Annotated in this window: 25 protein-coding genes and 5 pseudogenes; 17 read left to right on the plus strand and 13 right to left on the minus strand. The window is 68.0% G+C overall.

Annotated elements, in window-relative coordinates; all coding sequences use genetic code 11:
* Nucleotides 1–394: 394 nt before the first annotated feature.
* Complete coding sequence (locus CJ179_RS33425) at nt 395–1,375, minus strand: SRPBCC family protein (RefSeq protein ID WP_095864363.1); 981 nt, start codon at nt 1,373–1,375, stop codon at nt 395–397.
* A gap of 362 nt (nt 1,376–1,737) precedes the next feature.
* Between CJ179_RS33425 and CJ179_RS33430 the strand changes: the two genes are divergently transcribed.
* The 4 genes and pseudogenes from CJ179_RS33430 to CJ179_RS33440 all read left to right on the plus strand — a co-directional run bounded on the left by CJ179_RS33430 (nt 1,738) and on the right by CJ179_RS33440 (nt 3,799).
* Nucleotides 1,738–2,355: a hypothetical protein gene (locus tag CJ179_RS33430; RefSeq protein ID WP_095864257.1), complete on the plus strand. Its 618-nt coding sequence runs from the start codon at nt 1,738–1,740 to the stop codon at nt 2,353–2,355.
* Nucleotides 2,356–2,473: 118 nt separating this feature from the next.
* Nucleotides 2,474–2,620 (plus strand): annotated as a pseudogene (locus tag CJ179_RS54135) (recombinase family protein); the annotation flags it as partial.
* Nucleotides 2,621–2,658: 38 nt separating this feature from the next.
* On the plus strand, nt 2,659–2,805 hold the full coding sequence (locus tag CJ179_RS52240; protein WP_218834860.1) for an ArsR family transcriptional regulator: 147 nt from the start codon (nt 2,659–2,661) through the stop codon (nt 2,803–2,805).
* Between the two features lie 226 nt (nt 2,806–3,031).
* Nucleotides 3,032–3,799, plus strand: coding sequence for an ANTAR domain-containing response regulator (locus tag CJ179_RS33440; RefSeq protein ID WP_095864364.1), 768 nt, complete (start codon nt 3,032–3,034; stop codon nt 3,797–3,799).
* A 367-nt stretch (nt 3,800–4,166) separates the two neighbouring features.
* Here the strand turns inward: CJ179_RS33440 and CJ179_RS33445 are convergent.
* Nucleotides 4,167–4,382 (minus strand): annotated as a pseudogene (locus CJ179_RS33445) (DUF4193 family protein); the annotation flags it as partial.
* A gap of 505 nt (nt 4,383–4,887) precedes the next feature.
* On the opposite strand from CJ179_RS33445, the gene CJ179_RS51565 reads away from it, so the two are divergent.
* The 5 genes from CJ179_RS51565 to CJ179_RS33465 all read left to right on the plus strand — a co-directional run bounded on the left by CJ179_RS51565 (nt 4,888) and on the right by CJ179_RS33465 (nt 7,752).
* Nucleotides 4,888–5,028 (plus strand): hypothetical protein, encoded by a 141-nt coding sequence (locus CJ179_RS51565; protein WP_179377720.1) that lies wholly within the window; start codon nt 4,888–4,890, stop codon nt 5,026–5,028.
* Nucleotides 5,029–5,255: 227 nt separating this feature from the next.
* On the plus strand, nt 5,256–5,582 hold the full coding sequence (locus CJ179_RS33450) for an ANTAR domain-containing protein (protein ID WP_095864258.1): 327 nt from the start codon (nt 5,256–5,258) through the stop codon (nt 5,580–5,582).
* A gap of 405 nt (nt 5,583–5,987) precedes the next feature.
* Complete coding sequence (locus tag CJ179_RS33455) at nt 5,988–6,311, plus strand: HAMP domain-containing protein (RefSeq protein WP_257015908.1); 324 nt, start codon at nt 5,988–5,990, stop codon at nt 6,309–6,311.
* Between the two features lie 273 nt (nt 6,312–6,584).
* Nucleotides 6,585–7,148, plus strand: a complete 564-nt coding sequence (locus CJ179_RS33460) for a helix-turn-helix domain-containing protein (RefSeq protein WP_095864259.1) — start codon at nt 6,585–6,587, stop codon at nt 7,146–7,148.
* 31 nt (nt 7,149–7,179) lie between these two features.
* Complete coding sequence (locus CJ179_RS33465; protein WP_095864260.1) at nt 7,180–7,752, plus strand: PIN domain-containing protein; 573 nt, start codon at nt 7,180–7,182, stop codon at nt 7,750–7,752.
* 195 nt (nt 7,753–7,947) lie between these two features.
* Here the strand turns inward: CJ179_RS33465 and CJ179_RS51570 are convergent, their stop codons facing one another.
* Complete coding sequence (locus tag CJ179_RS51570) at nt 7,948–8,265, minus strand: hypothetical protein (protein ID WP_179377721.1); 318 nt, start codon at nt 8,263–8,265, stop codon at nt 7,948–7,950.
* Nucleotides 8,266–8,414: 149 nt separating this feature from the next.
* Nucleotides 8,415–9,102 (minus strand): annotated as a pseudogene (locus CJ179_RS33475) (IS6 family transposase).
* A 99-nt stretch (nt 9,103–9,201) separates the two neighbouring features.
* On the opposite strand from CJ179_RS33475, the gene CJ179_RS33480 reads away from it, so the two are divergent.
* Nucleotides 9,202–9,753, plus strand: a complete 552-nt coding sequence (locus CJ179_RS33480) for an NADPH-dependent F420 reductase (protein WP_095864261.1) — start codon at nt 9,202–9,204, stop codon at nt 9,751–9,753.
* Nucleotides 9,754–10,180: 427 nt separating this feature from the next.
* Here the strand turns inward: CJ179_RS33480 and CJ179_RS33485 are convergent, their stop codons facing one another.
* Entirely contained in the window at nt 10,181–11,026 is an 846-nt protein-coding gene (locus tag CJ179_RS33485) for a hypothetical protein (RefSeq protein ID WP_143548947.1), read from the minus strand.
* A 322-nt stretch (nt 11,027–11,348) separates the two neighbouring features.
* Here CJ179_RS33485 and CJ179_RS33490 point away from each other — a divergent pair, with 322 nt between their 5' ends.
* On the plus strand, nt 11,349–12,428 hold the full coding sequence (locus CJ179_RS33490) for an IS110 family transposase (RefSeq protein WP_257015341.1): 1,080 nt from the start codon (nt 11,349–11,351) through the stop codon (nt 12,426–12,428).
* Between the two features lie 618 nt (nt 12,429–13,046).
* Here the strand turns inward: CJ179_RS33490 and CJ179_RS54140 are convergent.
* Nucleotides 13,047–13,526, minus strand: a pseudogene (locus tag CJ179_RS54140) (enoyl-CoA hydratase-related protein); the annotation flags it as partial.
* Between the two features lie 9 nt (nt 13,527–13,535).
* Entirely contained in the window at nt 13,536–13,913 is a 378-nt protein-coding gene (locus tag CJ179_RS51575) for a GNAT family N-acetyltransferase (RefSeq protein WP_179377722.1), read from the minus strand.
* 426 nt (nt 13,914–14,339) lie between these two features.
* On the opposite strand from CJ179_RS51575, the gene CJ179_RS33505 reads away from it, so the two are divergent.
* The 3 genes from CJ179_RS33505 to CJ179_RS51580 all read left to right on the plus strand — a co-directional run bounded on the left by CJ179_RS33505 (nt 14,340) and on the right by CJ179_RS51580 (nt 16,806).
* Nucleotides 14,340–15,509, plus strand: coding sequence for a hypothetical protein (locus CJ179_RS33505; protein ID WP_257015910.1), 1,170 nt, complete (start codon nt 14,340–14,342; stop codon nt 15,507–15,509).
* A gap of 68 nt (nt 15,510–15,577) precedes the next feature.
* Nucleotides 15,578–16,186: a transposase gene (locus tag CJ179_RS33510; protein WP_095864265.1), complete on the plus strand. Its 609-nt coding sequence runs from the start codon at nt 15,578–15,580 to the stop codon at nt 16,184–16,186.
* A 251-nt stretch (nt 16,187–16,437) separates the two neighbouring features.
* Nucleotides 16,438–16,806, plus strand: a complete 369-nt coding sequence (locus tag CJ179_RS51580) for a hypothetical protein (RefSeq protein WP_179377723.1) — start codon at nt 16,438–16,440, stop codon at nt 16,804–16,806.
* A 132-nt stretch (nt 16,807–16,938) separates the two neighbouring features.
* Here CJ179_RS51580 and CJ179_RS33520 read toward each other — a convergent pair whose 3' ends face one another.
* Nucleotides 16,939–19,182: a bifunctional diguanylate cyclase/phosphodiesterase gene (locus CJ179_RS33520; protein ID WP_095864266.1), complete on the minus strand. Its 2,244-nt coding sequence runs from the start codon at nt 19,180–19,182 to the stop codon at nt 16,939–16,941.
* Between the two features lie 28 nt (nt 19,183–19,210).
* Nucleotides 19,211–19,912, minus strand: a complete 702-nt coding sequence (locus CJ179_RS33525) for a hypothetical protein (protein WP_179377724.1) — start codon at nt 19,910–19,912, stop codon at nt 19,211–19,213.
* 495 nt (nt 19,913–20,407) lie between these two features.
* On the opposite strand from CJ179_RS33525, the gene CJ179_RS33530 reads away from it, so the two are divergent.
* Nucleotides 20,408–20,671, plus strand: coding sequence for a hypothetical protein (locus tag CJ179_RS33530; protein ID WP_095864267.1), 264 nt, complete (start codon nt 20,408–20,410; stop codon nt 20,669–20,671).
* Between the two features lie 66 nt (nt 20,672–20,737).
* Here the strand turns inward: CJ179_RS33530 and CJ179_RS53090 are convergent.
* From CJ179_RS53090 to CJ179_RS54145, 3 genes and pseudogenes are all read right to left on the minus strand, one after another.
* A pseudogene (locus tag CJ179_RS53090) lies at nt 20,738–20,986 on the minus strand (hypothetical protein); the annotation flags it as partial.
* A gap of 99 nt (nt 20,987–21,085) precedes the next feature.
* Nucleotides 21,086–21,733, minus strand: a complete 648-nt coding sequence (gene phoU, locus CJ179_RS33540) for a phosphate signaling complex protein PhoU (RefSeq protein WP_095864366.1) — start codon at nt 21,731–21,733, stop codon at nt 21,086–21,088.
* Between the two features lie 418 nt (nt 21,734–22,151).
* Nucleotides 22,152–22,478 carry a hypothetical protein gene (locus tag CJ179_RS54145; RefSeq protein WP_179377725.1) on the minus strand — a complete coding sequence of 109 codons (327 nt, stop codon included), beginning with the start codon at nt 22,476–22,478 and terminating at the stop codon, nt 22,152–22,154.
* A 42-nt stretch (nt 22,479–22,520) separates the two neighbouring features.
* Between CJ179_RS54145 and CJ179_RS33550 the strand changes: the two genes are divergently transcribed.
* Nucleotides 22,521–22,847, plus strand: a complete 327-nt coding sequence (locus CJ179_RS33550; protein ID WP_095864268.1) for a hypothetical protein — start codon at nt 22,521–22,523, stop codon at nt 22,845–22,847.
* A 491-nt stretch (nt 22,848–23,338) separates the two neighbouring features.
* Here CJ179_RS33550 and CJ179_RS33555 read toward each other — a convergent pair whose 3' ends face one another.
* On the minus strand, nt 23,339–23,650 hold the full coding sequence (locus CJ179_RS33555; RefSeq protein WP_072950957.1) for a hypothetical protein: 312 nt from the start codon (nt 23,648–23,650) through the stop codon (nt 23,339–23,341).
* Nucleotides 23,651–23,922: 272 nt separating this feature from the next.
* Here CJ179_RS33555 and CJ179_RS33560 point away from each other — a divergent pair, with 272 nt between their 5' ends.
* Nucleotides 23,923–25,098, plus strand: a complete 1,176-nt coding sequence (locus CJ179_RS33560; protein WP_095864269.1) for an AAA family ATPase — start codon at nt 23,923–23,925, stop codon at nt 25,096–25,098.
* The last annotated feature ends 295 nt before the right edge of the window (nt 25,099–25,393 follow it).

The following is a 25,393-nucleotide window of genomic DNA, read 5'->3' on the forward strand; positions in this document are numbered from 1 at the left end:
CATGCGCCTGCGATGACCGCAAGTATCGATAGAACCGGAGCACCACCCATCAGGTCCGAGCGGCCCGCGAGGCGGGTGATCAACAGGATTGCGATGTCGAGGAGCGGCTGAGCGATCGCACGGACCATCCACTACACGTGGGCTGGCGCCGGGCCCGGCCAGAATCCCGCGTAGGTCACCCCGGCCAGGAGAGGCAGCAGGACGTCGACGGGTTGGACCGCCCGCACCGAGTCATGCGAGACGTCGCCGTACCCCGGCGTTGATGCCGAGCAGGATGACGAGCCGGGGACGGCCCCGTGGGTTGTGGGTGGCCGGGGCCGTGGCCCCGGACAGGGAGGGTCATGCTTGCGAGGACCGCAGCGCCACCAGCCCAGGAATCAAGCTGCATCGTCGGCTACCCGCCAGCATCCGGCGTGGCTTCCAGGTGCCTCTTCAGGTTCGACCAGATCCGCTGCTCCTGGCGTACTCCCATCCAGGTGATCAACGGCCAAAGCAGTCGGAGAGGACCCTTTGGCTCTACGTGGCCGCACCACCGCATGAGGGTGCCCGCCCGGACCGGGTCGAATCTCAGCGTGTAGTCGATGTCCGCCTGTTTCATCGTCGTAGTCGAGACGAAGAGCCGCGGCCGGTCGTAGTCGGTGCACTCGATGAGCATCTCGGCGGTTCGTCCGGCTGACCGGACCGCCGACCTGAACTGGGTTCCCTCGCCGATCGGCCCGGCCGTGATCTTCTCCGCACGCACCATGCTGGGGTTGTAGAGCGGCTCGTTGGTCTGGTCCGCGACGTAGTCGAACACCACGTCCATGGGACGGCCGATCGTGATCTCGCCCTCGATCCTCGCCGATGGATGGCGTCGCCGGCCGGACCATGCTGATCCCCGCACCGAGTCCACGTAGCGGACGCGGAACACGGGATACCCGTCGACGATACGGCCGATGTCATCGAGGGAGGCGTCGGGATCGAGCCCGAAGTAGAACCGGGCCTGGTTGTCCCCCGCCTCGGCGCCGCTGCGATTGCGGGCGGCGCGCAGGTACTCGGCGATCACCCCGGGACGCTCCACGGGTGGCAGTTCGTCGAGCAAGACGGATCGCGCTCGTCGGCGCCGGATCACCGCCCGCCCTCGAGCCGCTCGGACGTTGCGTGCCCACTGCGACTCGCCGGCAAGAGCGACCAGGTATTCCGCACCCCGATAGCGGGTTCGCAGGATCGGCACCCGCCGGATCCTTCCGGACGTCCGGCCGCGCACTTCGAGAGTCACGGCATCACGCGGCGCCAGCCCGATGGAAGTGAGCAGCACACCGAGCCAGTTCAGCCGCCGATACCAGGCAGCCGGCGGCCGGTAGGCGGTCCGCGCGGAGTAATCCTGAGGCCTCATGAGTGCATCCCAACCGGGGCCGAGGCGACCCATGCTTCGAGTTTCCGTCAGGAGCCCGCGGACGGACAGGGTCGCAGGACCCTTCTCGTGTGCACCTGCCGCTTCCCGACTTGCTGGACGTCTGGACGTTCGGGTCAGGTAGCGAGGCCTGGTCACGCCCGGCGTGTTCGCCCGGCTCGTCAGCGGGTGCACGCGATTCACGAGGGGGCTTGTTCGCGGCGACCGGGCGGGCGAGGATGCGGTAGAAGGGTTCGGGTCAGGTCGCCGCGGACGGGGTGGGCGATGGGTCTAGCGCAGGTCTAGCGCTGCGACGGGCGCTTTGCGGGGCTCCCTGGCGTGGCGTTGAGACGAAGGAGGCGACCATGACCGATCCGCTGCTCCTCGACCAGTTCCTGCCGACCTGGGACCACGAGATCTCCATGTCCCAACTCTTCCGCGCACCACCGGCCGAGGTCTTCGACGCGGTCACGAACCTCGACCTGTTCCGCGTCCCGGTGGCCCGGATACTGCTCGAGGCCCGCGGCCTGCCCAGCCGCCTCGCCAGCGCGGCGGCCCAGCGCCGCGGCGAGACGGTCGTGCCGGAGCCGCCAACCTTCCGCGTGCGCGACCTGCCGGCCCGCGGCTGGATCCCGCTCGGCGAGCGCCCCGGCAGCGAACTGGTCTACGGCGCGGTCGGCCAGCCATGGAAGGGAACGGGTGGTTCGCCGCCGGAGCCCCCGGTAACTGCCGAGACCTTCGCGGCCTTCGCCGAACCAGGGTTCGCCAAGCTTGCGGAGAGCACCGTGGTCACCCCGTACGGCGTCGGGGGATGCGTGCTGACCATGGAGAGCCGCGTGGTGATGACCGACGAGGACAGCCGGCGCCGGTTCCGGCGCTACTGGCAAGCGGCCGGGCCGTTCATCCGGCTGATGCGCCCGACGGCGATGCGCGCCCTGCAGCGGCAGTTGGACCGCTCCGCCGCCCGCAGGCCGGCGCGATAACACCTCGTCGAGAGGGGAGAAAAGCCTTCACCGTCTTCACCGGTCAACTCGACGAACTCGCCACCAGAGGGTCAGACCACCGGGGAAATAACCTCGGAACCCGGTTCGACCAGTTCGGCATCCGGGTGAGTTGTCCGCGCTGCTTCAGGAGCGCGGGATCGACCTGGCGGTCCTCGATCAGGGGGTGGACACCTCGACGGCGGGGCGGATGTTCTTCTCGATCCTCGGGGCGATCTCGGAGTTCGAGCATGCGGTGGCCAGAAGCCGAAGCTCGGCCCGCGTCAGGTCGCCCTGGCGCGGGCGATGTACGAGGAGACCGGCGACGACGGCAAACGCCGGTACACCGTCGCGCAGATCGCCGCCGAGTTCCGGGTGACCCGTCCGACCATCTACCGGCACCTGAGCGCGGCGGTCCCCGCCGGCGGCGCGTCAACCGACCGAGCCAAATAGCAGCGTCGGTAAAACCGTGCCAGATAGCGCTGGGAGTCACAGGTATCGAGTCGTCGTCGCCTGTTGTGGTTGCCGCAGACGAGTTCTGGAGTTGCGGTCCATTCGCGACGTTCGAGCCAGGTCGTCGTTGGAAGAGGCCGCGCCGCCGGTGACCATGTGATTGTGTGCGGAGGTCCACGGGTCTCTCGTGGGACACTGAGCGGATGACCTGCGAGAAGTGCTGCTGATGGGTGAGACTGCCGAGGTGCCCACCCCACCGGCGGTGGTGGCGAAGGTGGGTGCCGCGTTGGACACGGTCACCGGCGCGTTGGAGGGGCTGCGGTCGGCGACCGTGGGCGTCGAACCCGTCGAGGCGGTGCTGGGGCGGCTCGCCGAGACCGCGGTCTTCGCCCTGCCCGATGCCGACGCGGTCAGTGTGACACAGCTCGACGCCACCGAGGCCCGCACCATCGTCGCTACCACGGAGGCGGCGACCAGGATCGACGAGCAGCAGTACGCCGCGGATCGGGGACCGTGCCTGGAGGCGGGGCGGGCGCGGGAACCGGTGCGGGCCGTGGTCGGGGACCATGCTGCGGTGTGGCCGGAATTCACCGCGGCCGCCGAACAGGCGGGGATCCGGGCGTATCTGTCGGTTCCCCTGATCGTCGAGGGTGCGGACCCGCAGGAGCTGGTGGGGTCGTTCAATGTCTACAGCTATCGGGCGGAGGCCTTCGATCCGTTCGACGAGAAGTTGATGCGGTTGTTGACCACCGCGGCCTCGGCCGCGATCGGCAACGCCCGCCGTTGGCGGGCGGCAGCGGAAACGGTCGGGCAACTCGAGACGGCGCTGGTGTCCCGTTCGGTGATCGATCAGGCCAAGGGGGTGCTGATGGCGTTGCATCGGATCACCAGCGATGAGGCCTTCCACCGGCTGGTGGAGCGTTCGCAGCGCACCAACACCAAACTGGCCGATGTCGCCGCCGACCTGATGCGGTCGGTGACCGTCGACCAGTGACCGGTAAACCATTGTTGCCCAATATAACTGGGAAGGAGTGGCGATCGCGAGGGGCGCGGTGCTGAGGTCGTGAGAAACCGCGGCTGCTCGTGAAACCCCGGCTGCACTGTGGCCGAGACGCGCGGTGGGACGGCCCGCCAGCTGTCGGATCTCAACTGACGCGCCTGGCCAAGGATCGTGTCCGGACATGATCGTCGGCCTAGCTGACCACGCTATACCTCGGTGCCCGATTCTCGCTCGCACCAGACTGGCTGCGACGGTTCCTGACCTGTCGCTAGGCCCGAAGAGTTGATAGCGGTCACCGATAGCGAACGCCCAACTCAGCGGGCTCCTGATACGTCGGGCAGGGGTGCGATCCAGGTCAAGTGCAGGTGAATTCGTCCGACTGCTTCAAGGTGACGTGGACGGTGAATTCTTCACCGGAGAGGTCGGCGCCGGGCAGTTCGAAGGACTCGGTGGTGTCGGCGTCCTCGACGTCCACGGCGGGGGACTGGGTGTCTTTCCGGCTGCCGGTCAGCTGTTCGAGGGAGGTGTCCGTCTCGTCGGATTCGGTGACTCGTGGTGCGTCGTAGACGGTGGCCATGACTGATCGTTTCCTCATGCTTCGGGGTGCGGACCCGCTGGCCGATGGCGTCTCACGCTCCCGGGCACCGTGTGCTGTGGACGAAGCTCCTGGCCCGGTGGGGGATCGTGAGCACGCTCGGTTGCGTGGTGCCTGTCTCCGATTCTCGTTCTCTGGTACGGGATGTGACCTGCCGGGGAGGATCGGTAACCCGTTCAACGGCGGCAGGTCAGCCGCACCTCAGTGCGTCTCCAGTCTTGTCAGGTTGCGCCTTCTCGCTGGCCCGTGGGTGCCGGTGTCATTCGGACATATGACCCCGAGCGTCGGGGTGTGGTGGGTCCTAGCGGCCGACAGCGTTGCGGTGGAGTGGGGTGGAGACGTGGCCGTCGCGGCCCGGTGCAATGCGGCGGGTGCCTTGTTCGGCGATGTCGGGCTTGAACTTTTCATCTCCTCGCTGTAAAACAAAATCTACCTTCTTCGACACAGATAAACTCGCTGCGGCGAGTCAGGCGCGCTAGGAGAACCGATGGCCGACATTCCGCGGAACGCTCCCCATGACAACGAGGTCCTGGTTCTCGGCACAGGCAGTGGCGGGGCCATCGCCGGGGGTCTGATCGTCACCCTGGCCCTGAGCGCACTGACTCTTCTCTCCTCCCTGCCCACCTGACAGGCGGCGCGCACATCCCCGTCATTCCGTTACATCGCAGGTGGGCAGCGCCGGTCCGGGGTGGGGCGGAGGTCGGTATCTGGACGTGCTCAGATCGCCGGCTGGTTCCGGTGTGGTGGAACTATCCCCGCATCACCGGTGACGTGGCTCACATTCACGTCCGCTCGGGATGGTTGCCGGCACCCCGGCACGTCCCGGTCGGTGCACGAGAGCAAAGGACCCATCACATGATCGAGGACACCGCAGCATCACCCCTGATCCCGGTTCCGGCCCCGACGCGCCTGGTTCCCCGCCGACGCCCGGACGGTCGCGAACTTCTCGCGACCGCGAAGGGCATCCTGATGGCCGCCCGCGGTTGCAGCGACGCCCAGGCGTTCGACGAACTCCTCGACGTCTCCCGCCGTCACCACCTGACCGTGATCGGGGCCGCCCGGAATCTGGTCGACCTCGCCACCGGATCCCCGAACCGCCGGCGGACTCCGGACGCCGTCCGGTTCGACGAGTGGGAGCAGCTGCTCACCCAACTGCCGCACCGGCACGCGCACGCGAGCTGAACCGACACTCTGGTACGCGCCTCGTGCGAAGAACCGCGGTTCTTCGACTGATGCACCGCGGAAATCGTCTAGGGTCAGCTGGTTTGGTTCGAACTCAGTCTCACGACATCCGGAGTAGGGGACCGGGAGGCGCTCGCCATGCAGCAACTTCTCGCCGACCACGAACAGGTCGTCAACGTCGTGATGGTCGTGGTCGTGGTGGCGCTCGCCGGTACCGCGGTGTGGACGATTTCCCGCTGACCGGCACGGTGCCGGGGTGCAGCGACCGGGGCCAGAATCCACCGGATAGTTGCTGCTCTCCCTCGTCGGGGACAGTGCGCACTCGTTCAGTGCGATCCGGAGGCTCGGATTGGTGCACGCAGGCCGTCGAACAACTCCTTACCTGTCGCGGTCGTCGGAACCGCTATGTATCTGACGCGGCGGTTGCTGACACGGCCGATCGATCATCTTCTCGCCGATATCAGCGCGGTGGCCGGCGGCGACTACGGGCGGGAGATCACCACCGACGGGCCCCGGGAGGTGGCGATCATCGCCGGCGCGGTCGACACGATGCGGACCAGCCTGTTGGCCACGAACGAACAACTCCCGGCGGTGGAGCGGGCCGGCGCCCGCCATGACGAACAGAGCCGGATGGCTGCTGATCTCCACGATGTGACCGTCCAGCGTGTGTTCGGTCTGGGCCTCGCGCTGACCTCCCTGGGTTTCCGGCATCCACGCTCGCGGCGTTGAGTGCCCGCACCGACCTCCTGGTCGCCGAGCAGGTCGAACGAGTCCAGTCGGCGCAGACGCTGGCGAACCTCGCAACTGTTCTCGCGTGTCTTCTCGCCGTGAATGGATCGTGCGGCACATTGTCGCGGAACTTTGCTGACCTGGGACGATGGTAGAGGTCGGCGCCTTCTGTGCTGCCGTGCACCGCGGGCTGCTCTAGTGCGTGTTCACTCCACGCTCCTATTCGAAAGATTCGAAAGGTGTTACGATTCTTTCGAATGGAAGGGGTTCGGGATGGGTGCGCAGGCGTTGGATCAGCACACGTACCTGCCGCAGGCGGCGGAGGGTGCGGGATTGGCGGAGGTGGTCGGTTTCCTCGACGCGCACGAGCGGCGCCGCGGTGACCGGGTGGAGCCGCGGTATCTGTTGGTCGGTGCCGGGGAGCACGACCAGGTGGAGTTGCCGGCGGAGGTGCATGCGGCGCTCAAGCAGGTCGTGGCCGCGCTGCAGGCCGGTCGTGCGGTGACGGTGGCACCGCAGGCGACGATGTTGACAACGCAGCAGGCCGCGGATCTGCTGGGAGTGAGCCGGCCGACGGTGCGCCGGTTGATCGACGTGGGGGAGTTGCCGGCGGAGAAAGTCGGCACGCGGCATCGGCTGTTGTTGCGCGATGTGCTCGAGTATCAGCAGCAGCGCCGGGCCCGCCAATACGACGCACTCACCCAGACCGCTGTCGAGATCGACGACGAGGACGATCCGGCGGCCGTCGCGGAGCAGCTGAAGGCCGCCCGGAAGGCGGTCGCGGAGCGCCGACGCACCCGCGGCGCGGACCGGTCGGCCGCGGCGGGTGGTCGATAGGCCGCGGCGGGTGGTCGATAGGCCGCCCGGGGTGTTCGCAGCAGTTCTCGACACGTGCGTTCTCTGGCCGAGTCTGCAGCGGGATTTCCTGCTGTCGATGGCCGTCGAGGGCTTGTACCGGCCGTTGTGGTCGGAGGTGATTCTCGACGAACTCGAATTCCACGAGGCCGCCAAGCTCGAACGACGCGGGCACGGTGCGGCGACCGCCCACGCGGCTGGTGCGCGGCTGGTGGGAACGATGCGCGAGTACTTCGACGACGCCCTGGTGACCGGCTGGGAGCCACTCGAGGGTACGTTTTCGCTGCCCGATCCCGACGACGAGCATGTCGTTGCGGCCGCCGTCGTCGGCGGGGCCGGGGTGATCGTCACACTGAATCGGAAAGACTTTCCACGAGAACGAGTTCCCCGGCACATCCAGGTGATCTCGCCGGCGGAGTTCGCGGCCGACACGGTGTCGGTGTCCCCGGCCGCGGCGGCGCGGGCGGTGGAGATGCTCGCGACCCGCCTGGCGCGGCCACCTATGACCGTGGACGAGATTCTCGATCAGTTGGTGACCCGGTACGGCATGGACGATGCTGTAGCGCTGCTGCGCGATCGCGAATGATGTCTCGCGCGAAGATAGTTCGTCACCAGTGCCCGATCCAGTGCGGGTATCGGTGACCGGGTCTGGACGCTGGACGCGATCACCGTCGAATGAGCGGGGCCTCGTTAACGGGTCCGCACTCATGTCGGTTTGTCGTTGCAGTCGACGCGGTCAGCCTGAAACTTCGCCCGGGAGTTGTAACGTCGACCGTGCCCATCAGAAGCACTTTCCTGACGCGACCTGCGAGATACCTGCGTCAGTTTGTCGGCAGGTGAAGGTGGCGGCCATGACCGCTGTCACCGCCCGGGTCGATGGGCTCAACAACCGGCTGCTCTCGGCAGCGACGAGGTCCTCGAGGCCGCCGCGGACCTGGTCGAGGACACCGTCGGTATGGCCGGGGACGTCACCGAGGACACCGTCGGCACGGTCGGAGATGTCGTCGAAGGCGCCGTGGGCACGGCCGGAGATGTCGCCGAGGACACCGCGGGTATGGCTGGCGACCTCGCTGACGACACCGTGGGCACGGTGGGGCAAGTCGCGGGCGACACGGTGGGCAGGTGTTCATCGCGCACCTCTGAGGAGCTGTGGTGCATCAGAGTGGCACTGTCACGTTAATAGAAAAGTACAGCGGCGCAGTTGGTTTGGGGCAAGCTGTTACGGGGACACCGCCGGGCCGTTCACTCTCAGGCGGCGGAGTCGATCGCGGTGACTTCCTGCCAGACCGCGAAGCGGTCGGTCATCTCGGCACGCCATTCGGTCGCCGAGAGTCTGTGCCTACGGGGTCGGAAATGCGGTGAAATGCCCGAGAAAGCGGACAGGAATCGTTGCGCGTGCCCGGGCGATGTGAAGCGCTTCATCGCACGTTCCCGCTGCCTTGTAGGTTGATGCGAGTTCTCGGCTCGATTGTTCAAATACTTCCACCGGCGATGCTCCACCGAGGCCAGCACCTCGCGGTGCGCCACCTGGTAGCTGGCGAGCTTGTCGGTGATGATCACCCGCGGCACGTATCGCAGACCCTTGAGCAACTTGCGGAAAAACCGCCTGGCCGCCACAGCGTTTCGGCTGGACTGGACCAGCACGTCGAGCACGTTGCCGACCTGGTCGACCGCGCGCCACAGGTAGCGCTGGGTGCCGTTGATGCTCGTCGAGGTGCCACTTGTCACCGGGCCGCGTCCGCCGTCGGCGCAGCTGGGTCGCGTAGGCCTGCCCGAACTTGGCGCACCACCGCCGGATCGTCTCGTAGCTGATCACGACACCGCGTTCGAGCATCATCTCCTCGACTTCACGGAAGCTGAGCGGGAACCGGAAGTACAACCACACGCAGTGGTTGATGATCTCGACCGGGTAGCGGTGGCTTTTGTACGAAGGCATTGGGGTGGTCACGCCACATTCTCGCAGCTCCCAGTTTGCCGCGTTCAGCAACGTGACAGCGCCAGCAGCAGCAATGTCACCATCATCGGCGCCGGAACCATGGCCGGTGTCCTCGGCGCCCGCGCAGTCGCCGGCGGCAACTCGGTTCAGGTCCTCGGTCGTGACGCGGCCATGGCGGCCGCCCTGGCCGGCGCCCTCGGCGGCAGCGCGACCGCCGGGACGATCGGTGACACACCTCTGACCGGGGACATCGTCATCCTAGCGGTGCCCTACGCCGATGCCGCACCGATTGTCCGCCGCTTCGGTGATGCGCTGACCGGCAAGGTGATCGTCGACATCACCAACCCCTTCGACCCGACCACGCCCTCCGGGCTCGCGACCCCGGCGGATAGTTCCGCCGCGCAGGAGATCGCCAACGCCGCCCCCGCCGGTACGCATGTCGTCAAGGCGTTCAACACACTGTTTTCCGGGGTCCTCGCGGCCGGTGAGGTCGCGGGCCGCCCCGTCGATGTCTTCCTCGCCGGCGGCGACACCGACGCCAAGAACGCGGTGTCCTCGTTCGTCGACAGCATCGGACTGCGCTCCCTCGACGCCGGTGACCTGAAATTCGCGCACTGGCTGGGAGGGGCAGGACTGCTGATCCTCGGGTAGGCACTCAAGCAGAACAACTTCTCCCTCAGCATCAAGATCCTCGACTGAACGGGCCGTCCAGTAAGAACACTGCGATGCGCGGGCCTGGCCGGATTCCCCACCCGCGCAGCGGGTGCGGGCGAAGGAGACATCACCGATCCGTAGTCGATCGACCTGGCCTTTCGTATCGCGGTCAAGTATCCGCGGCGCAGGCCGAAACTTCCCGAGTGTGTGACACTTGCTCGAAATCCGCTGGTGACCAACAGCATCCAGAATCCGGTACCTGGGAAGTCGATTCGGTTAGCTTGCGGGACGGGCGAGATCGCCGATGAGGAAGCCCTGGCCCGACGACACAGGCGACGGTGTTTCTGAGTTGGTCGCGTGACAGCGGTGGCCGGTTCCTGCTTGAGGAGGGCGGCGCGGTCGGTGTGGTCGAAAGATTCAGGGGTCATGGTGCGGGTTCTCCACTCGTGCGTGCCCGTTCGCCTTGCTCGCCGGACACGAAATTTGGCTTGGCGTGAAACGCGGTAGGCAGGTCGAGGGGAGCCGACGGTCCCTTCCGCCGACGATGGGGGGTGAAGTCCTTCCGTGGGCTGTGTCGCACCGGCGGGTGGTGCGGCTCGCGGTGACGCTGGGTCTGGTCGTGGTTGGTGGGCGTCGTGTTGTATCCGGTGCCGGGGGTGGGGGGTGTGCGGTACCAATTCTGGACGTCGGTGGTGGTGGCGATCGTGGCACCGACGAGTGGTGCGTCGAATTGTTCGTCATCGCCGGTGGCGATGACGAACCGGGCGGGGGCGGCGCCGGTGACGATGAGGGCGTAGGTGCCCGGCTGTGCGGGGGCGGCGGTGTCGGTGAGGGTCAAATAGGAGGTTTGGGTGAACGGTTCGAAGAACGGGGTCCGTCCGGTGTTGTCGAGCGTGGTGAGCTGCCCGTCGGGGCTGATGATCGACAGGCGGGGCAGTTGCGACGCCGGAAGTGCAGTTTCGGGGGTGAGCTCGGGGATGAGGAGTTGGGCGTGGAAGGGCTGGCCTTGGGCCATCTGAATCCGGACGGCGCGGGTGTCGCCGACTGCGTCGGTGCGAGTGTAGAAGGCGAACGAGGTGGTTCCGGTGGGGGCCAGCGGGCTGGTGTCGAGCGTTTGGGCGGTGTCGTCGGGGCCGAGGAGGACTGGGGTGTGCGCGTCGGCCGGTGCGCTGGCGCACACGAGCGCCAGGGCGGTCGCGGCGACCGTGAGAACCTGCCGCCACCGAGGCGCGCGCTGATGGAACCGTGCGCGGTGTGTGCGGGTGTGCATGATCGACTCCTTGCCCTCCGGTGCGGGTTGCGGCAGTACCACCGGGACCGGCCGCCACGTCGTCTGGGCGCTGTTTCATGGCCGGACGGTGTGGGGCGCTCGCGCGGCGTCGCCGAGTGTGTCTCGGTCGTCGGTCGCCTCCAGAGGAGCCCGCACGGGGATCCGTGTGAGTTGGCCTTCTCAGTATGTGCCCCACACGGGCAGATGTACCGATTAGACGATATGAGGGGCTGGGCTGGGACCTCACTCACATGTGAACGTGGGTTGCCGGCAGGAAACGGGTCCTGGCCGGTAGAGCCACAAGATGTGGGAGGCCCCAGCGATGAATCAGCGTACAAGTATCGGTTTGGATGTACACGCACGATCGGTGGTCGCCTGCGGCCTCGACGGGCAGACGTGTGAACTCTTCGAACGCCGACTGACACCCGATCAGGGCGAGATCCTCGAGTGGATCCGGATGCTGCCGGAACCGGTGGCGGTGACGTACGAGGCCGGGCCGACCGGATTCGGGCTCGCGCGGTGTCTGACAGCGGCGGGCATCGAGTGTCTGGTGGCGGCACCGTCGAAGCTGCAGCGCCCGCCCGGAGATCGGGTCAAGAACGACGCGCGCGATGCGCGGCATCTGGCTCGTCTGTTGCACCTCGGACAGATCGTCGAGGTGTCGGTGCCGAGTGTCGAGCAGGAGGCGGCCCGGGATCTGGTCCGCGCCCGCGAGGACTGTCGTGGCGATCTGATGTCGGCCCGCCATCGAGTGTCGAAACTGCTACTGCGGCAGGGGATTGTCTACTACGGCGGCCACGCGTGGACGAAGGTGCATGACACCTGGTTGCGCGCCCAGCACTTCGATGCGCCCGGTCTGCAGCTGGCGTACGAGACCGCCTATGACACCATGCTGGCGGCGGTGGACCGGCGGGATCGGCTGGATGTGGCGATCGCTGCGATGGCCACCGACAGCGACTACACCCCGGTGGTGACGCGGCTCGGTTGCCTGCGCGGCGTGTCCACGCTGACCGCGTTCGGGCTGGCCGTGGAGATCGGCGACTGGCAGCGCCTGACCGGACGCTCGATCGGCGCCTACCTCGGGCTGGTGCCCACCGAACACTCGTCCGGCGCGACACGCTCGCAGGGGTCGATCACCAAGACCGGCAACTGCCACGCCCGCCGGCTGCTGATCGAGGCCGCCTGGCACCACCGTCCCCCGTATCGCGCCGGAGTCGAGCTGCGGCGACGTTGGGACCATGCCAGTCCCGCGGCTCGGGCCCGCGGACAGCAAGCAAACCGGCGCCTGCACGCCCGCTGGGCCGGGTTCGACGTCCGCAACAAACGCCCGGCACTGGCGAATACCGCGATCGCCCGCGAACTCGCCGGCTGGTGCTGGTCGCTGGCCGTGCTGGACACCTGAAAACCCGGTCCCCGTCCCGCATCCCGGTTGCGAGTGTGGTCGTCGACTCGGTCGGGCGGCAAGGTCGGTTCTCCTCGCTGCGCTGCGGGGACTCCACCTTTGCCCCCTCGTCGCCGACGACCGGTGAGGCAAGGACCGGGGGAACGGGGACCCCACAGCGTCCGGGCGAATCATGCGGTGGTGACGGCAGCGCCAGGGAGTGATCCGCGAGCCACCTATTGAGCAATCCTTAACTGTACGTTGGGATCACGCTCGACATTAGACCAGCGATCCACTCCAGCCGAACAACCGTCCTGCGGTACCCAACCCGCGCATATCAGAGTTGACCACGCGTCGAAACAGACACGCTCGCCACCACCCCAGATCGACCGGACCCACAGAGGCGGCGCCCACGACGACGGTCCTGGACGCCGCCTCGCCCTGCGCCCTTGACAAACCGGTGTACATATCAGGTGGTTGCTTCTCGGAAGGATTACTGCGGTGTCCAATGGGTGACCGAAGGGGCAGTGTGCTCCACGACGGATTCGACTGCTTACGTGGCGTCGTGCTCCCGGCTGTCGGGGTTTGGCGCCCGTGGCTTCTCCGCGCCCGCCACCGGGAGCGGGGTAACGGGCAGATGCTGGTGTGCAGGAGACGAGGAAGGAGCCACGACACTCCGTATTCCGCTACGAGACCCCGGCGCGAGAAAGATGTCGTGAACTTCGCCTCCGGAGTTGTGAATCTGACATCGCAATACATCGCGTGAACGAAGCCAAGCCCGGAAGCCGCACCATTGATCGCTCCGATCAGCGGCTTTCGGAACATGAGCGGACGATACGGCGGCACCGGCGCGTCCGAGATAATGACCTCGTCGACCTCGCGAACAACGGCCAAGTCGTCCATGTCCGCCCCTGCGCAGAACCCTCGACCCGCCCCAGTCAGGACAACGACACGCACCTCTGGGTCAGCCTCGGCCTCGTCGAGCAGTTCAAAGTAGCGGGCCTCCAGCGTGTTGTTCCAGGCGTTCAGCCGGTCGGGCCTGTTCAGGGTCAGGACCAGCACGCCGCCGTGACGCTCGGCCAGGACTGTTTCCTTGCACTCGGATGCGGTAACGGTCAGCGTCGCTCCTCAACCCGGCCCGCTAGAGCGTGGATGCTGCGACTGGGTGAGTAGTTGGGTACCGAGTCCGGCGCCCCACCGGTCGGGGTGCACATTGATCGCGTAGAGCTGGCCGACGCCGGTGGGTACGGCATCGTGGGGGCGCCCCACCGCGGAGAATCCGGTTACCGCGCCGTCCTCGACGACGACGAGCACCCGACTGTCCGGATGGCCGGCTGCGAGGATCTCTCGCCACCGACGTGTCGACGCGTGATGGGTGAATCCCGCCAGATACGCCGGATCCATGAGAGTGGTGTAGGCGGCGCGCCAGGCGGCGACTTGCACGGCGGCGATCGCGGAAGCATCACTGATACCCGCGGGGCGTATCACGGGACCGGCCGTTTCCACGAGCATCAGCCTAGGTCGGCCCGTCGGTGCCCGCAGCATCGGCGGTTGCCCGAGGAGCGGCGCCGCGAACTCGGCGTGCTCCTTTGTGTGTGGCGCACCGCCTCGCAACTGCTCCGCGCCCTCCCGGTGATGCGTCCCCGCGGGGGCCGGTACCCACCGGAGGTGGCGAATCGAGACACCCGGGGCTCGGATGCGGGCACCCGAGGGTGGTGGCGTCGTGTGCTGGTGGTGACGAGGATGGGCTGTGTCCACTGTGGAATGCCGAGTCACGCGGCGACGGCCGCACGAAGCGAATCATGAACTCTTGTACAGCGAATCGACAGCGACACAGATGTGCCGCGGACCGTTCCAGAGTGCGGGCGGAGGGCCTCCGCTTTCCGCATGCGGTGCGGGTATGGGCCCGGTCGAGGATCGAGGTGGCATCCAATGATGCGAGGGTCGATGACGCTCGGCGCCTCGGCCGCCACTGTTCTGGCGGCCGTGGTGGCGGTGTCCGTCGACTGGCAGGTGGTCGAGGACGCGGTCAGTCCGGTGGAGTTCGGGCTCTTCTTGATGGTCGGTGCGGTGTTCGTCGGGGCAGGGCTCGTCGCGGGCTGGCATCGGCCGCAGGACAGCCTCGGCTGGTTGCTGGTGGTGGCTGGGGTGCTGTGGCTGACGAAGGGATTTCGGCTCGCGGGCGTTCCCGTGCTCTTCACCGGCGGCGTGCTTCTCACGAACATGTATGTGCCGGTTCTGATTCAGCTGGTGCTCAGTTTTCCCTGGGGGCGGTTGCATCACCGATGGGAACGACGGTTCGTCGGCGGCTGCTACGTGTATTCCGCATTGTCGGTGGTGTCTGAGCTGGCGTTCCTCGGCCCGGGCTCGCTCACACCGCCCCGCCCGGCGACGTTGAACCTGCTGCTGGTGCGCGACGATCCGGCGGTGTTCCGGGCGCTGCAGGTGGGGTGGGGTGTGGTGGGGGTCGTGATGAGCGTCGTTCTGATCGGTGTCGTGGCCGTCCGGTGGCGGTCGGGTTCGCCGGCGTATCGGGCCGCGGTCGCACCGTTGTGGTTTGCGGTCCTGATCGGCACGGCGGCCACATTCTGGACGCCGCTCGCGTCGGTCTGGGTGCACGGCCCGCAGTACGCGTGGACCCTGCTGCTGCGGTATCCCTCGACCGCGCTGATTCCCCTCGCGGTGTTGGTCGGACTGTGGCGGTACCGGGTCGCCCGAGTGGAGGTGCGCGAGCTGATGATCGAGATCGGTGCCGCCCCGGTCGGTGACGGCTTCGTCGACACCATTCGGCGCGCGCTGCGCGACCCCGGCCTCGACGTGTGGGTGTTCTCGCGCACCCGGGACGGGTACGTCGACGCACAGGGACGTCCGCAGGTTCTGCCGCATCGGGACGATCCCCGGGCGGCGACAGCATTGAAACGCGACGGTGTCCTGGTGGGGGCGTTGGTCTACGACAAGGCTGTGGCCGATCAGCCGCGGCTGATCGCGGCCGTCCGCGCCGCGACGGCCCTCGCGCTGGACGATCGTCGGCTGCACCGCGAACTCGAGGTGCGCCGCGCCGAGGTGCGCCGGTTCCGGTCGGCTGGCCGCAAATTCGTGTAGTTGGCGGGGACGGCACTGGTCACAGCCATCGACGCCCGTCATGATGTGCTGCCCGGACGACGTGGCGAATGTGCAGGTCTTCCATCGCGGCGGCGGGTTTTCACGGCGGCACCGGGTATCCGATGGTGCGCCTTCTCGCCCTGGTGGCGTGCGGCACCTGCACCGTGATCGACGCGACGTTCGGTGCCGGCAGCGTCGGGGAGATCACCTACGCCCTCGACCTACTCCGGGGGATGCGCCGCGGGATGATCGTGCTGGCCGACCGCAACTTCGCCTCGCAGGCGTTGCTCGCCGCGGTCCGCGACACCGGTGCGCACCTGCTGGTCCGGGTCAAGAACAGCCGCACCCTCCCGGTCTGCGCCCGCCTGCCCGACGGCTCCTACCTGTCCCGGATGGGCTCGGTCGAGGTCCGTGTCCTGTGCTGCGAGATCACCATCACAACCAGCGCGGGGGCTCGCAGCGAGACCTACAAGCTGGTGACCACCCTCCTCGATCCCGACTGTCCCGCAACCAAAATCGTCCGCCTCGACCAAGACCGGTGGGGGATCGAGACCGCGTTCCTGGAGCTGAAATCGACGATCCTCGGTGGCCGGGTGCTGCGCGCCCGCGCCCCACGCGGGGTCGAGCAGGAGATCTACGCGCTGCTCGTCACCAACCAGTGCACGTCTGCGTCGTGATCACTCACGGTGGTGTGGGATCAGGGATTCGGAGCCTGTTCGAGGAGGGGGGACGGCCGCCGGTTCCGTCGGGAATCGGGTAGTAGGTGTGGGTGTTCGGGTCGACCGCCACGACGTGTGCGCTGGCGGCGAGGTGTCCGGATCCGATTTCGGTGAGGTGTCCGCCCGTCTGGTCGAACACGGTGACGGTGCCGCTCGCGGCGGCGACGTAGAGGCGGTGCGCACCTGGGTCGTAGGCGAGGACGTCGGGGTTGCGTGCCGACGACGGCGGTGCCGGTGCTCTGCCAGGTCGCCAGGTCGACGGTGAGCAGGGTGGCGTTGTCCTCGCAGGCGACGAACGCGAGCCGCGCCGGTGGGTCGAGGGCGAGGCCGTGGCCGCCGCTGCAGCCGGGCGGCGGGAGACTGCGGGTGACGTTCAGGGTGTCGGGGTCGATGGCGGCGAGATCGCCCTTCCCTTGCACGGCGACCAGCATCTGGTCGGCGACTGGGTCGTAGGCGACGTTGCCGACGGCGCCGCCGAGATCGGCGGTGCCGCGTACCTGGGCGGTGGTGGCGTCGATGACCGTTTCGGTGCCGCCGGATTCTTGGTGGTCCATACCGCACGGCGTGTCGGGTCGTAGACGATCCCGTCCGGGTAGTCACCGGTGGGTGCCTGTCCGAGCACGGCGGCGCTGTCTTCGTCGAGGATGACCAGGCGGTTTTCGCCGGTGGCGGTGACGTACACCCGGCGCAGCTCGGTCTTTTGCAGGGTGTCAGTGGGCGGGTGGGGGTGCCGAGTTCGGTCCGTCGGTGCCGGCCGGCTGGTCTGCCTGCAGTGCGGGGATGGCGTCGGCGGGGGCGGGTTCGGCGAGGTAGGAGCCTTGGGCGAGGTCGCAGCCGCAGGCGTGGAGGGTGTCGAGTTGGGTCTGGGTTTGCACTCCGTTGCCGACGACGGTGGCGCCGTAGGCGCGGGCGATGGTGACGAAGGCGGTGACGACGGACTCGGGGCGTGGCCCGGGGAGGGCGGTGATGTAGGACCTGTCGATCTTGAGGGAGTCGAAGATCGGGTATCGGATGAGATATCCGAGTGGGCCGTGTCCGGTGCCGAGATGATCGAGCAGCAGCACGACTCCCAGTTCGTGCAGCGCGGTCAGGGTGTCGACGGTTCGGGCGGTCACCGACGCCGACGCGGTCTCGCTGATCTCGAGGCCCAGGCGGTGCGCGGGCAGCCCGGTGTCGGCAAGGATGTCGGCGACCTGGTCGGCGAAGAGGGGGTCGCGCAGTTGCACGGTGCTGACATTGACGTGGACGCGGACGTCGGTCCCATCGTGCGCCGGCCAGGCGGCACCGTGCCGGCAGGCGGTGCGCAGCCCCCAGGAGCCGAGAGGGCCGATCAGGCCGGTCCGTTCCGCGACGGCGACGAACTCGGTGCGACTGATAATCCCGAGGGTGGGATGGGCCCACCGGACCAGGGCCTCGACCGCGACGACGGCGCCGCATCGTAGGTCGACGATCGGCTGGTAGAGCAGGGTCAGCTGGTCGCGGTCGAGTGCGGTGCGCAGGTCGGTGGACATTCGCAGCACCCGGTCGGCGTCGTAGCTGCCGCCCTCGCCCGGGTGGTAGAGCGCGTGACCGCCGGCGCCGGCGCTCTTGGCCCGGTACATCGCCAGGTCGGCCCGCCGGATCAGTTCTTCGGTGGTGCAGGTGGGGTCGGAGACGGCGATGCCGATGCTGGCGCGCAGCGGCACCGGGGTTCCGGTGGAGTGGTCCGGGGTGCGTAGCGCGGTGGTGATCCGGGTAGCGAGGTCGACCGCGGTGTCCGCGGTGCCGATGTCCTCGCAGACGATGACGAATTCGTCGCCGCCGAGGCGGGCGACGGTGTCGGTGGGGCGGACCGCCCCGACCAGTCGCTCCGCCAGCCGGATCAGCGCTGCGTCGCCGTGGGCGTGGCCGAGGCTGTCGTTGACGACCTTGAAGTCGTCGACATCGACCAGCAGCAGAGCGAGAGGGGTGTGGTCCTGGTGGGCGGTGTGGAGGGCGGCGGTGATCCGCCGGTATGCGGCGGTGCGGTTCGGCAGCCCGGTGAGCGGGTCGCGGCTGCTCTGCTGCCGCACCCGGGTTTCGGTGTCGATCCGGCCGATCGCGGCGGACAGCACGGCGGCGACCGCCCGCAGGAACGCGATGTCGCGGTCGGTGTAGTCGCGGGGGTGGGCGCTGTGCACGGTGAGCACCCCCCACGGGGTTCCGTCGCTGATCGGCACGCTGATGCCGCTGCGCAGCCCGCGCCCGGCCATCGTGGTGGTGGCGAACCGGGTTTCGTGCTCCCTGTTCGGGCAGACCACCACGTCACCGGTGGCCAGGGCGTATCCCGGTTGGGTTGCCGGCCCGGCGGCGAAGCTGCGCGGGGTCGGGGGTTGTCCGCGGTAGGCGACGATGTCGAGCGCGTCGCCGGTGTCGGTGAGCCGGGCGATCGAGGCACACCCCGCCCCGATCAGGGTGGCGGCCGCACCGGCGGCGGCGGGCAGCAGGGTGTCGAGGTCGGCGTCGACGGCGAGCTGACCGAGCTCGGCCAGGGCGTGTTGTTCGCGGGCCCGGTGCGCGGTCTCATCGAGTGCCTTCCGGAATCGGCGATCCTGGGTTCGGCGACCTCGGCGGTCGCGCGCGATGATGGCGATCACCGCGGGGCCGGCCTCCCCGGTGCGCACGGTGAAGGTGGAGACGGACACCGGGATCGGCGCCCCGGTGCCGAAGTGCCGCAGCTCGCTGATCCCCTCCCAGTGCCCGTCGCGGGTCAGAGCGGCCTCCACCGCGGGGGTCTGGGCCAGCCCGGCGTCGGTGAGGAATTCGGCGGTGGTCCGGGCGCGGGCGTCCACGTCGTCGCGCAGGCCCACCAACCGGATTCCCGCCGGGTTGAGAGACAGGATGCGGCCGGAGGCGAAGTCCGACACCATCACCAGGTCCGTGGCCCGCTCGAACACCGACCGCCACAGGTCGGGGCCCTGCGACTCGAACACCATTGCACCCCCTCCCCGTGGCCCGCGCTGCTCATCGGACCGGTGGTTCCGGCCCGGGGCCCGAGGGTCGGGTCGTCGGATACGACCGCGCGCCTCCACCCGCGGTGGCGGGTGTCGCCGCCGCGATCGACAGATCCGCGACGAGCCCGAGGAAGGCGCGTGCATCGGGGGAGTCGGCGGTGGTGTCGGCGACGGCCGGCCAGTCGACTCGTTCGCCCAGGACCCGGGCGAGCTGCACCATCGGCACGAAGTCGCACCGGTGCGTGCCGAGTTCGTGAAGTTTGTCGGTCATCAGATCGGTGGCAGCGATCACCGGAGCCGCGGCGCTCCCGATCTGCACCGATGAGGCCCGGTCCAGCAGACGCCCGGTGACCGCGACGGAGTTCGGGCGCCCGAACACCAGCTGAACCGGGGTGTCGCCGTCATAGACCGTGTTCAGCCGGTCCTCGCGTCGCCCGGCGGCCCGCATTCCGGCGGTGGCCAAGGCCTCGGCTGCGCGCCGCGCATCGTCTCGTGTGAGGACGATGGTCACGTCCTGCTCGGCGGGTGGCCCGCCGAGCAGGTGTGCGGCGCAGTCGCCGGCCACGGCGAACCGGATCCCCGTGGCCGAGAGGAGCTTCACCACCCGCACCAGGGTTTGCTGTAGCTCCTCCTCCCGAGCATCCGTCGCCCGGGGGTCGGGGAACTCGCTCGACCGCGGTGGATGCCGGAGGGGTTGCTGTTCGGTGACCATGGAGCGGGCGTACCCGATCCCGATGCGATGAACCCTCCCACCCCTCCCAGTACGAGCCCGCAGGCGTCGCACCGACGGCGGAGGCTCGCTCGACGGAAGGGGTGGTGAACGTCCCCGGGGGCTGACACCGGGAAGTCACGGGACATGCCCCAGACAGGGGTTCGGCCGGGAATGTTTTCACATTCTCGGCCGGATCTCTGCTTCTCGAGTCTTTCACCGTTACCGATTACTCTCTCGATCCGCGAATCCTAATTTACGCGCGCTCAGCGGCCCACCGCAATGCCACGCATCGACTCGTCACAGGTGCTGTTCGCCGGTGACGAGGATGAGGGCGTAGCCCCCGGGCAACGGCGCGACCGCCCGCCAGCCCTCGGCGGCCAGTGCCGAGGTGGCGCCAGATCGGCGCGGTGTCCGGGAAGCCGTGCAGCAGCACCGCAGCGGCGCGTCATCAGTGCTTATGATCCAGACGTGTAGCCGAGCGGAAGGCGCAGACCGATGCCCGAGAAGAAGGATCGCAGTCCGAGACCCGAACCCGGTCCATTCGGCGCGGGCGCGCGGGTGCTGGTGCGCCGGCCGTCCGAGTCGGCACAGACCGGTCGGATCATCGAGGATTACGCCGAGCTGACCGACACCGAGGAGCGCGGGCACGCCTGGGCGCCGGTGCACCGGTGGGCTATCGCCCTCGACGACGGGCGCCTGGTCTTCGCCGACACCGACGACCTCACCGCCGACCCGAGCACGCCAGGATCCTCCGGATAGACCGACCCCGGCCGGTGGACGAACCAGCCCGAGACCATGTCCCCGGGCGACTGACCAGGGTTGTTTCACCGCCACGCTGCCGGTGATGAAGAACGGCGCCGTGCCACCGAAACAGAAGACGGTCGCGTTTCCCGTCGCGAAACCGCTGAGCTTTCCCGCAACCCCGGGCTCGAACGCACCGGTCTCGACGTCGAAGCCGGAGTCGAATCCGAAGCAGGTCCAGCACTCACCGGCAGGTACCGTCACCACCACTTCACCGGACGCCCCGGCGCTCAGCGCCGGTACCGCGGCGGCGGTACCGCCCGCGAAGACCATCGCGGGCGCGATGACCGCCGACGCGATGCGGTGCGGAGAGCCACCATCGCAATTGCGGCCAGGCCGAGCCGGTTTGCCGCCGCCCGGGTGGCCGCTGATCTATGGGTTCAACTGTTCGCCGGTCACCAGGAAGATCACCCGCCGCCCGACCACGACGGTGTGGTCGCCGAAGCGTTCGTAGAAGCGGCCGAGCAGGGTGATGTCTACAGCGGCCGGGATGCTGCCGATCCAGGACGGGTCCTGGATCAGGGTGAGCAGTCGTCGGTGCAGGTCGTCGAGCTCGTCGTCGCGTCTGCCGATCTCGGCGGCCAGTTCGGGATCGTGCGTGCGCAGGACCCGTTCGGCGAGGCCGGCTAGTTCGGCCGCCACTCGCCCCATCCGGGAGAGCAATTCCTCCGCCTCCCCGGAGGCGACGTGCTCGGGGTGCCGACGGCGCACGCTTTCGGCCACATGCTGCACCAGCCCGCCCATCCGGCTCAGATCCGTCACCAGGTGCACACCGGTAACGACCTGGCGCAGATCCCGGGCGACGGGGGCCTGCAGCGCCAGCAGCGCCATCGCCTGCTCCTCGCACGGACCGCGTAACTCCTCGATCCGTTCGTTGAGGTCGAACACCCGCTCAGCCATCGGAAGGTCGGCATTGACGAGGGCGTCGGTGGCCGTCTCGATGGCTTCCCCGGCCAGGCGGCACATCAGTGCCAATCGATCGGTCAGTGCGTCGAGCTGCTCGTGAAACTTCATCCGCATATGCATCATCATCGTGCACTCCGCCGGGCGCCGGGCTCGTCGTTTTTCGACAAACGGTTCAGAACCGATCAGTGAGTGCGCGACGTCCACGACAACGACCGGGTCGAACCATCACCGGGCAGACGACGGCCGGCTTGCGCGAGGGCTGCCACCGTCGAAGACGATGCGGCCGTGGCCGCCGAATATCTCCGCCAGCGACTCGGTCACCTCCGGGTAGAAGAGGTGACGACATCGAGGTTGCGGGACGACAACGCCGGTCGGTCGGTCGGCCGACCGCGGCCTAGAGTCGGCAGCTGTCGCACTTCATTTCCGTCGCCCGGTCGCCCGTCCATGGCCAGCATCGGGCGCAATCAACCGCATGGGCCGATTGCCCGCCCATGTACCCAGGTCCGACGGCCTTTCCAGGAGTGCGGCGCGATCACCGACCCGCCCACCGGGATCCGCCGGACTGCTCGGCGGACGGCGGCATGACACCCTGTGACGAGACTTCACACCCGCCGACCGTTGGGAGGACCCGCGCCGCATGATCCCCTGGACCCTCTGGATCGGCGCCCTGCTGGTCGTCGGCGGCTCGGCCGCCCAGCTCAAGCATCAGGCAGTGGGCGGCCCGCGCCCGCTGGGTAGTCGCCGTGTTGGCCTTCGTGGCCACCGCAGTGGGGGCTGTGACCACGTCCGAACTCTCGCTGCCCTTGCTGATCACTCTCGTGGTTGCGATCGCGGCGACCTGTGCCTTGGTCGCAATCACCAATCAGCCGGCAAAGTCCGCGGCCGCGCGACGGGGCACGCAGTGATCACCGCGGTCTGCGCCATGGTTTTCGGCGTACTGCTCGCGGGATACGACCTGGCGGACCGCTGGCGCACCCGCCAGTCGGAGCGGGCGCGGATCGCCGGGATCGCCGCCGGTCTCGACCGCTTCCAATGGTGGGTGCTCGAAGACCTCGCCGACGCACGCCAGGCGTTCCTGAAGCGAGACCGCACATCAGGGGATGACGAGGTCCGGGCGTTCATCGCGGCCCGCGAACACGCCACCAAGATCGGCATCCCCGACGAGCTGGCGGTCTACCGGCTGGCCGACCAGATCATCCAAGACCGGGACCCGCACGCCCTCATGTAGGTGGGGAGGCAGACCCTAGAACGGTCCCTGAGAACTCCACAGGGACCGTTTTAGGGTCTGTCACGCCTGTGGCGCCCGTTCACCGCGGCCCGCACGTGCACCCCGACCCGGTTCACCAGCGAGGCCGCGCCTGCGCCACCTACACCGGTACCGCACCGATGGAGGTGGCCAGCGCCGACAAACAACGGCACTGGCTTTCCCATGCCGGCGTTTGAACACTCAATCCCGCCATGTGCCGTTGCCGTGGCCCAGGCTCGCACCCCCGGGTACTACCGAGGCACGATCGAGGATGACAAAACCCACAGGAGGCGATGCGCTGCTCGAAGCGGCAGGTCGCGAAACGACTGTGGCGCACCATGAAAGACGACCACGTGGCCGGTCTGACGTCATGGCTTTTCGGCACTGCAGGAACTCCGAGACGTGTTTCGTGACCGACCTCTGGGAAATCCCGCGGGTTCGTCGCGCGAGCTGGTGACATCTGGACCCGATCGTCATGCCGAGGTGAGTGTCCAGTCGCGGCGTTCGGTGAGGGCGCGGTGCAAGTGCTGGGTCCAGCGGCGGCGTTCGTCGCTACTGCGGTCGTGGGTGATCGTGATTCGCCGGGTCCAACTTTCGGGTAGCCCGCGGTCGTGGATGGCCAGTTCGATGACCACCCGAAGAGCGGGGTCGGGTGCCCCGGTGACCACGATGCGGCCCGGTTCGCCGCCCATCTCCATCCGGGCCCCGAGTACCGCGGCGACCACTTCGGCGACCTCGAGCACGGACTGTGCCCCGAGAACGTCGAGGTGGTCGACTCCGGTCATCTCGGTCCTCCACTTCCGTGCCGGCGGGGCTTAGAACCTCCGGGATCGTGGACCGAATCACATCACGTACGTCGGTCGGCGGTTCGGGTGGCACTGGCGTCACGTGCATCACCAGGCTGGTTTGGTCGGTGGTTCCGTCTCCGACCACTCAGGCCCGGCCGGGTGCGAGTACCGGCCGGGACCCGAGTGGACGGTGCAGTGGGTGCACGCGAGGTGCCATCCTATCGGTCTTTATAAAGGAACTTCTTATAAAGGCTGATAATGTCTGATGAATGGATCCGGTCCTCAACCCGTTCAAGCCCGGTGCCGGTCTGCGCCCGCCCATCCTTGCTGGTCGCGACACCCTGTTCGGGGACTTCGACATCGTCCGCCGGCGGATCACCGAACTGGGCGAGGGGGACCGCAGCTGGATTCTCACCGGACTGCGCGGGGTCGGCAAGACCGTGTTGATCGGGGAACTCGCGCGCACCGCGATCAACGGGGGCTGGATTGTCGCCAAGCTGGAGGTCCGCAAGGGTCATTCCATGGCCGAGGAACTCGCCACCACGCTCGCCACCAGCCTGCGGGGCGCGAGGCGGCGATTCGACCCACACAAGCTCACCCAACTGTTGGGCGTGTTCACCTCGTTCACGGTGTCGCTGAACGTGGGTGTGGTCACCCTCGGTGTCGATATCGACCCGGCTGCCGGGTTCGCCGACACCGGCCGGTTGTCCACCGACCTGACCGACCTGTTCGTTGTTCTCGGTGAGACCGCGCGTGAGCTGGGTGTCGGTGCGCTCATCCTGATCGATGAGCTGCAGGAGGCGACTGCCGAGGAGATGGCGGCGGTCAGCACCGCCATCCATCAGATCAGTCAGACCTCGCCGGTGTTGCCGTTGTTCCTGGTCGGCGCGGGTTTGCCGTCGCTGCCGTCGCAGTTGGCCACGGCCAACAGTTACGCCGAGCGGCTGTATCAGTTCCGGGCGTTGTCGACCCTGAGCGAGCTGGACTCGCGGGCGGCGCTCGTGCAACCGGTCATCGAGCGGGACGCTGAATGGGACGAGGCGGCACTGCGGCTGGCGCTGGACGCAGCCAACGGTTACCCCTATTTCCTGCAGGAGGTGGGGAAGGCGGTGTGGAACAACGCCTTAGGGAGAGTCTTCACCGTAGAGGATGCGCGGGTCGGCACCGACGTCGCGCGAGAGGAAGTCAATGCCGGTCTCTACCAGTCGCGGTGGGACCGTGCGACACCGGCGCAGAAGGACTTGCTGCGGGCCCTGGCGGAGGAAGGCGAAGGCGATGGTGTCGTCGTCCGGGACCTGGCCAGGGCGATGGGCAAGCCCAGCGCGTCGGCGCTGTCCGTGCCGCGCGACGAACTGATCAAGAAGGGTCTGGTCTACGCGCCCGAACGCGGCGTCCTCGCCTTCACGGTTCCCGGCTTCCACCAGTTCATCCGCGACCAAGACTGAGCTGATTGCTCGATGCGGCCGCGGCGCGCCGCGGCACGAGGGAATCGTCGCGTCCGTTCCCGCAGCGTGTAGACCCGCTGGGATGCACACGTCTGACAAGGCCCAGGTACAGACCCGTATGGCAAGACGATCATCGTCATCCGCTTTGTCCGTGACTCATGTCTGGGTGGCAGCCGGAATCGAGGGTGGTTCGCGCGGGTTGTGGTGCGGTCCTTCATCTCCGGGGACCTCGTCAGCCGGCGACTACGCTCGACTTGGAGCTAGGATCGGACGGCGGCCCGTACAGCCGGTTTCG

The organism is Rhodococcus sp. ACS1 (assembly GCF_002300155.1).
Classification (GTDB): Bacteria; Actinomycetota; Actinomycetes; order Mycobacteriales; family Mycobacteriaceae; genus Rhodococcus_F; species Rhodococcus_F koreensis.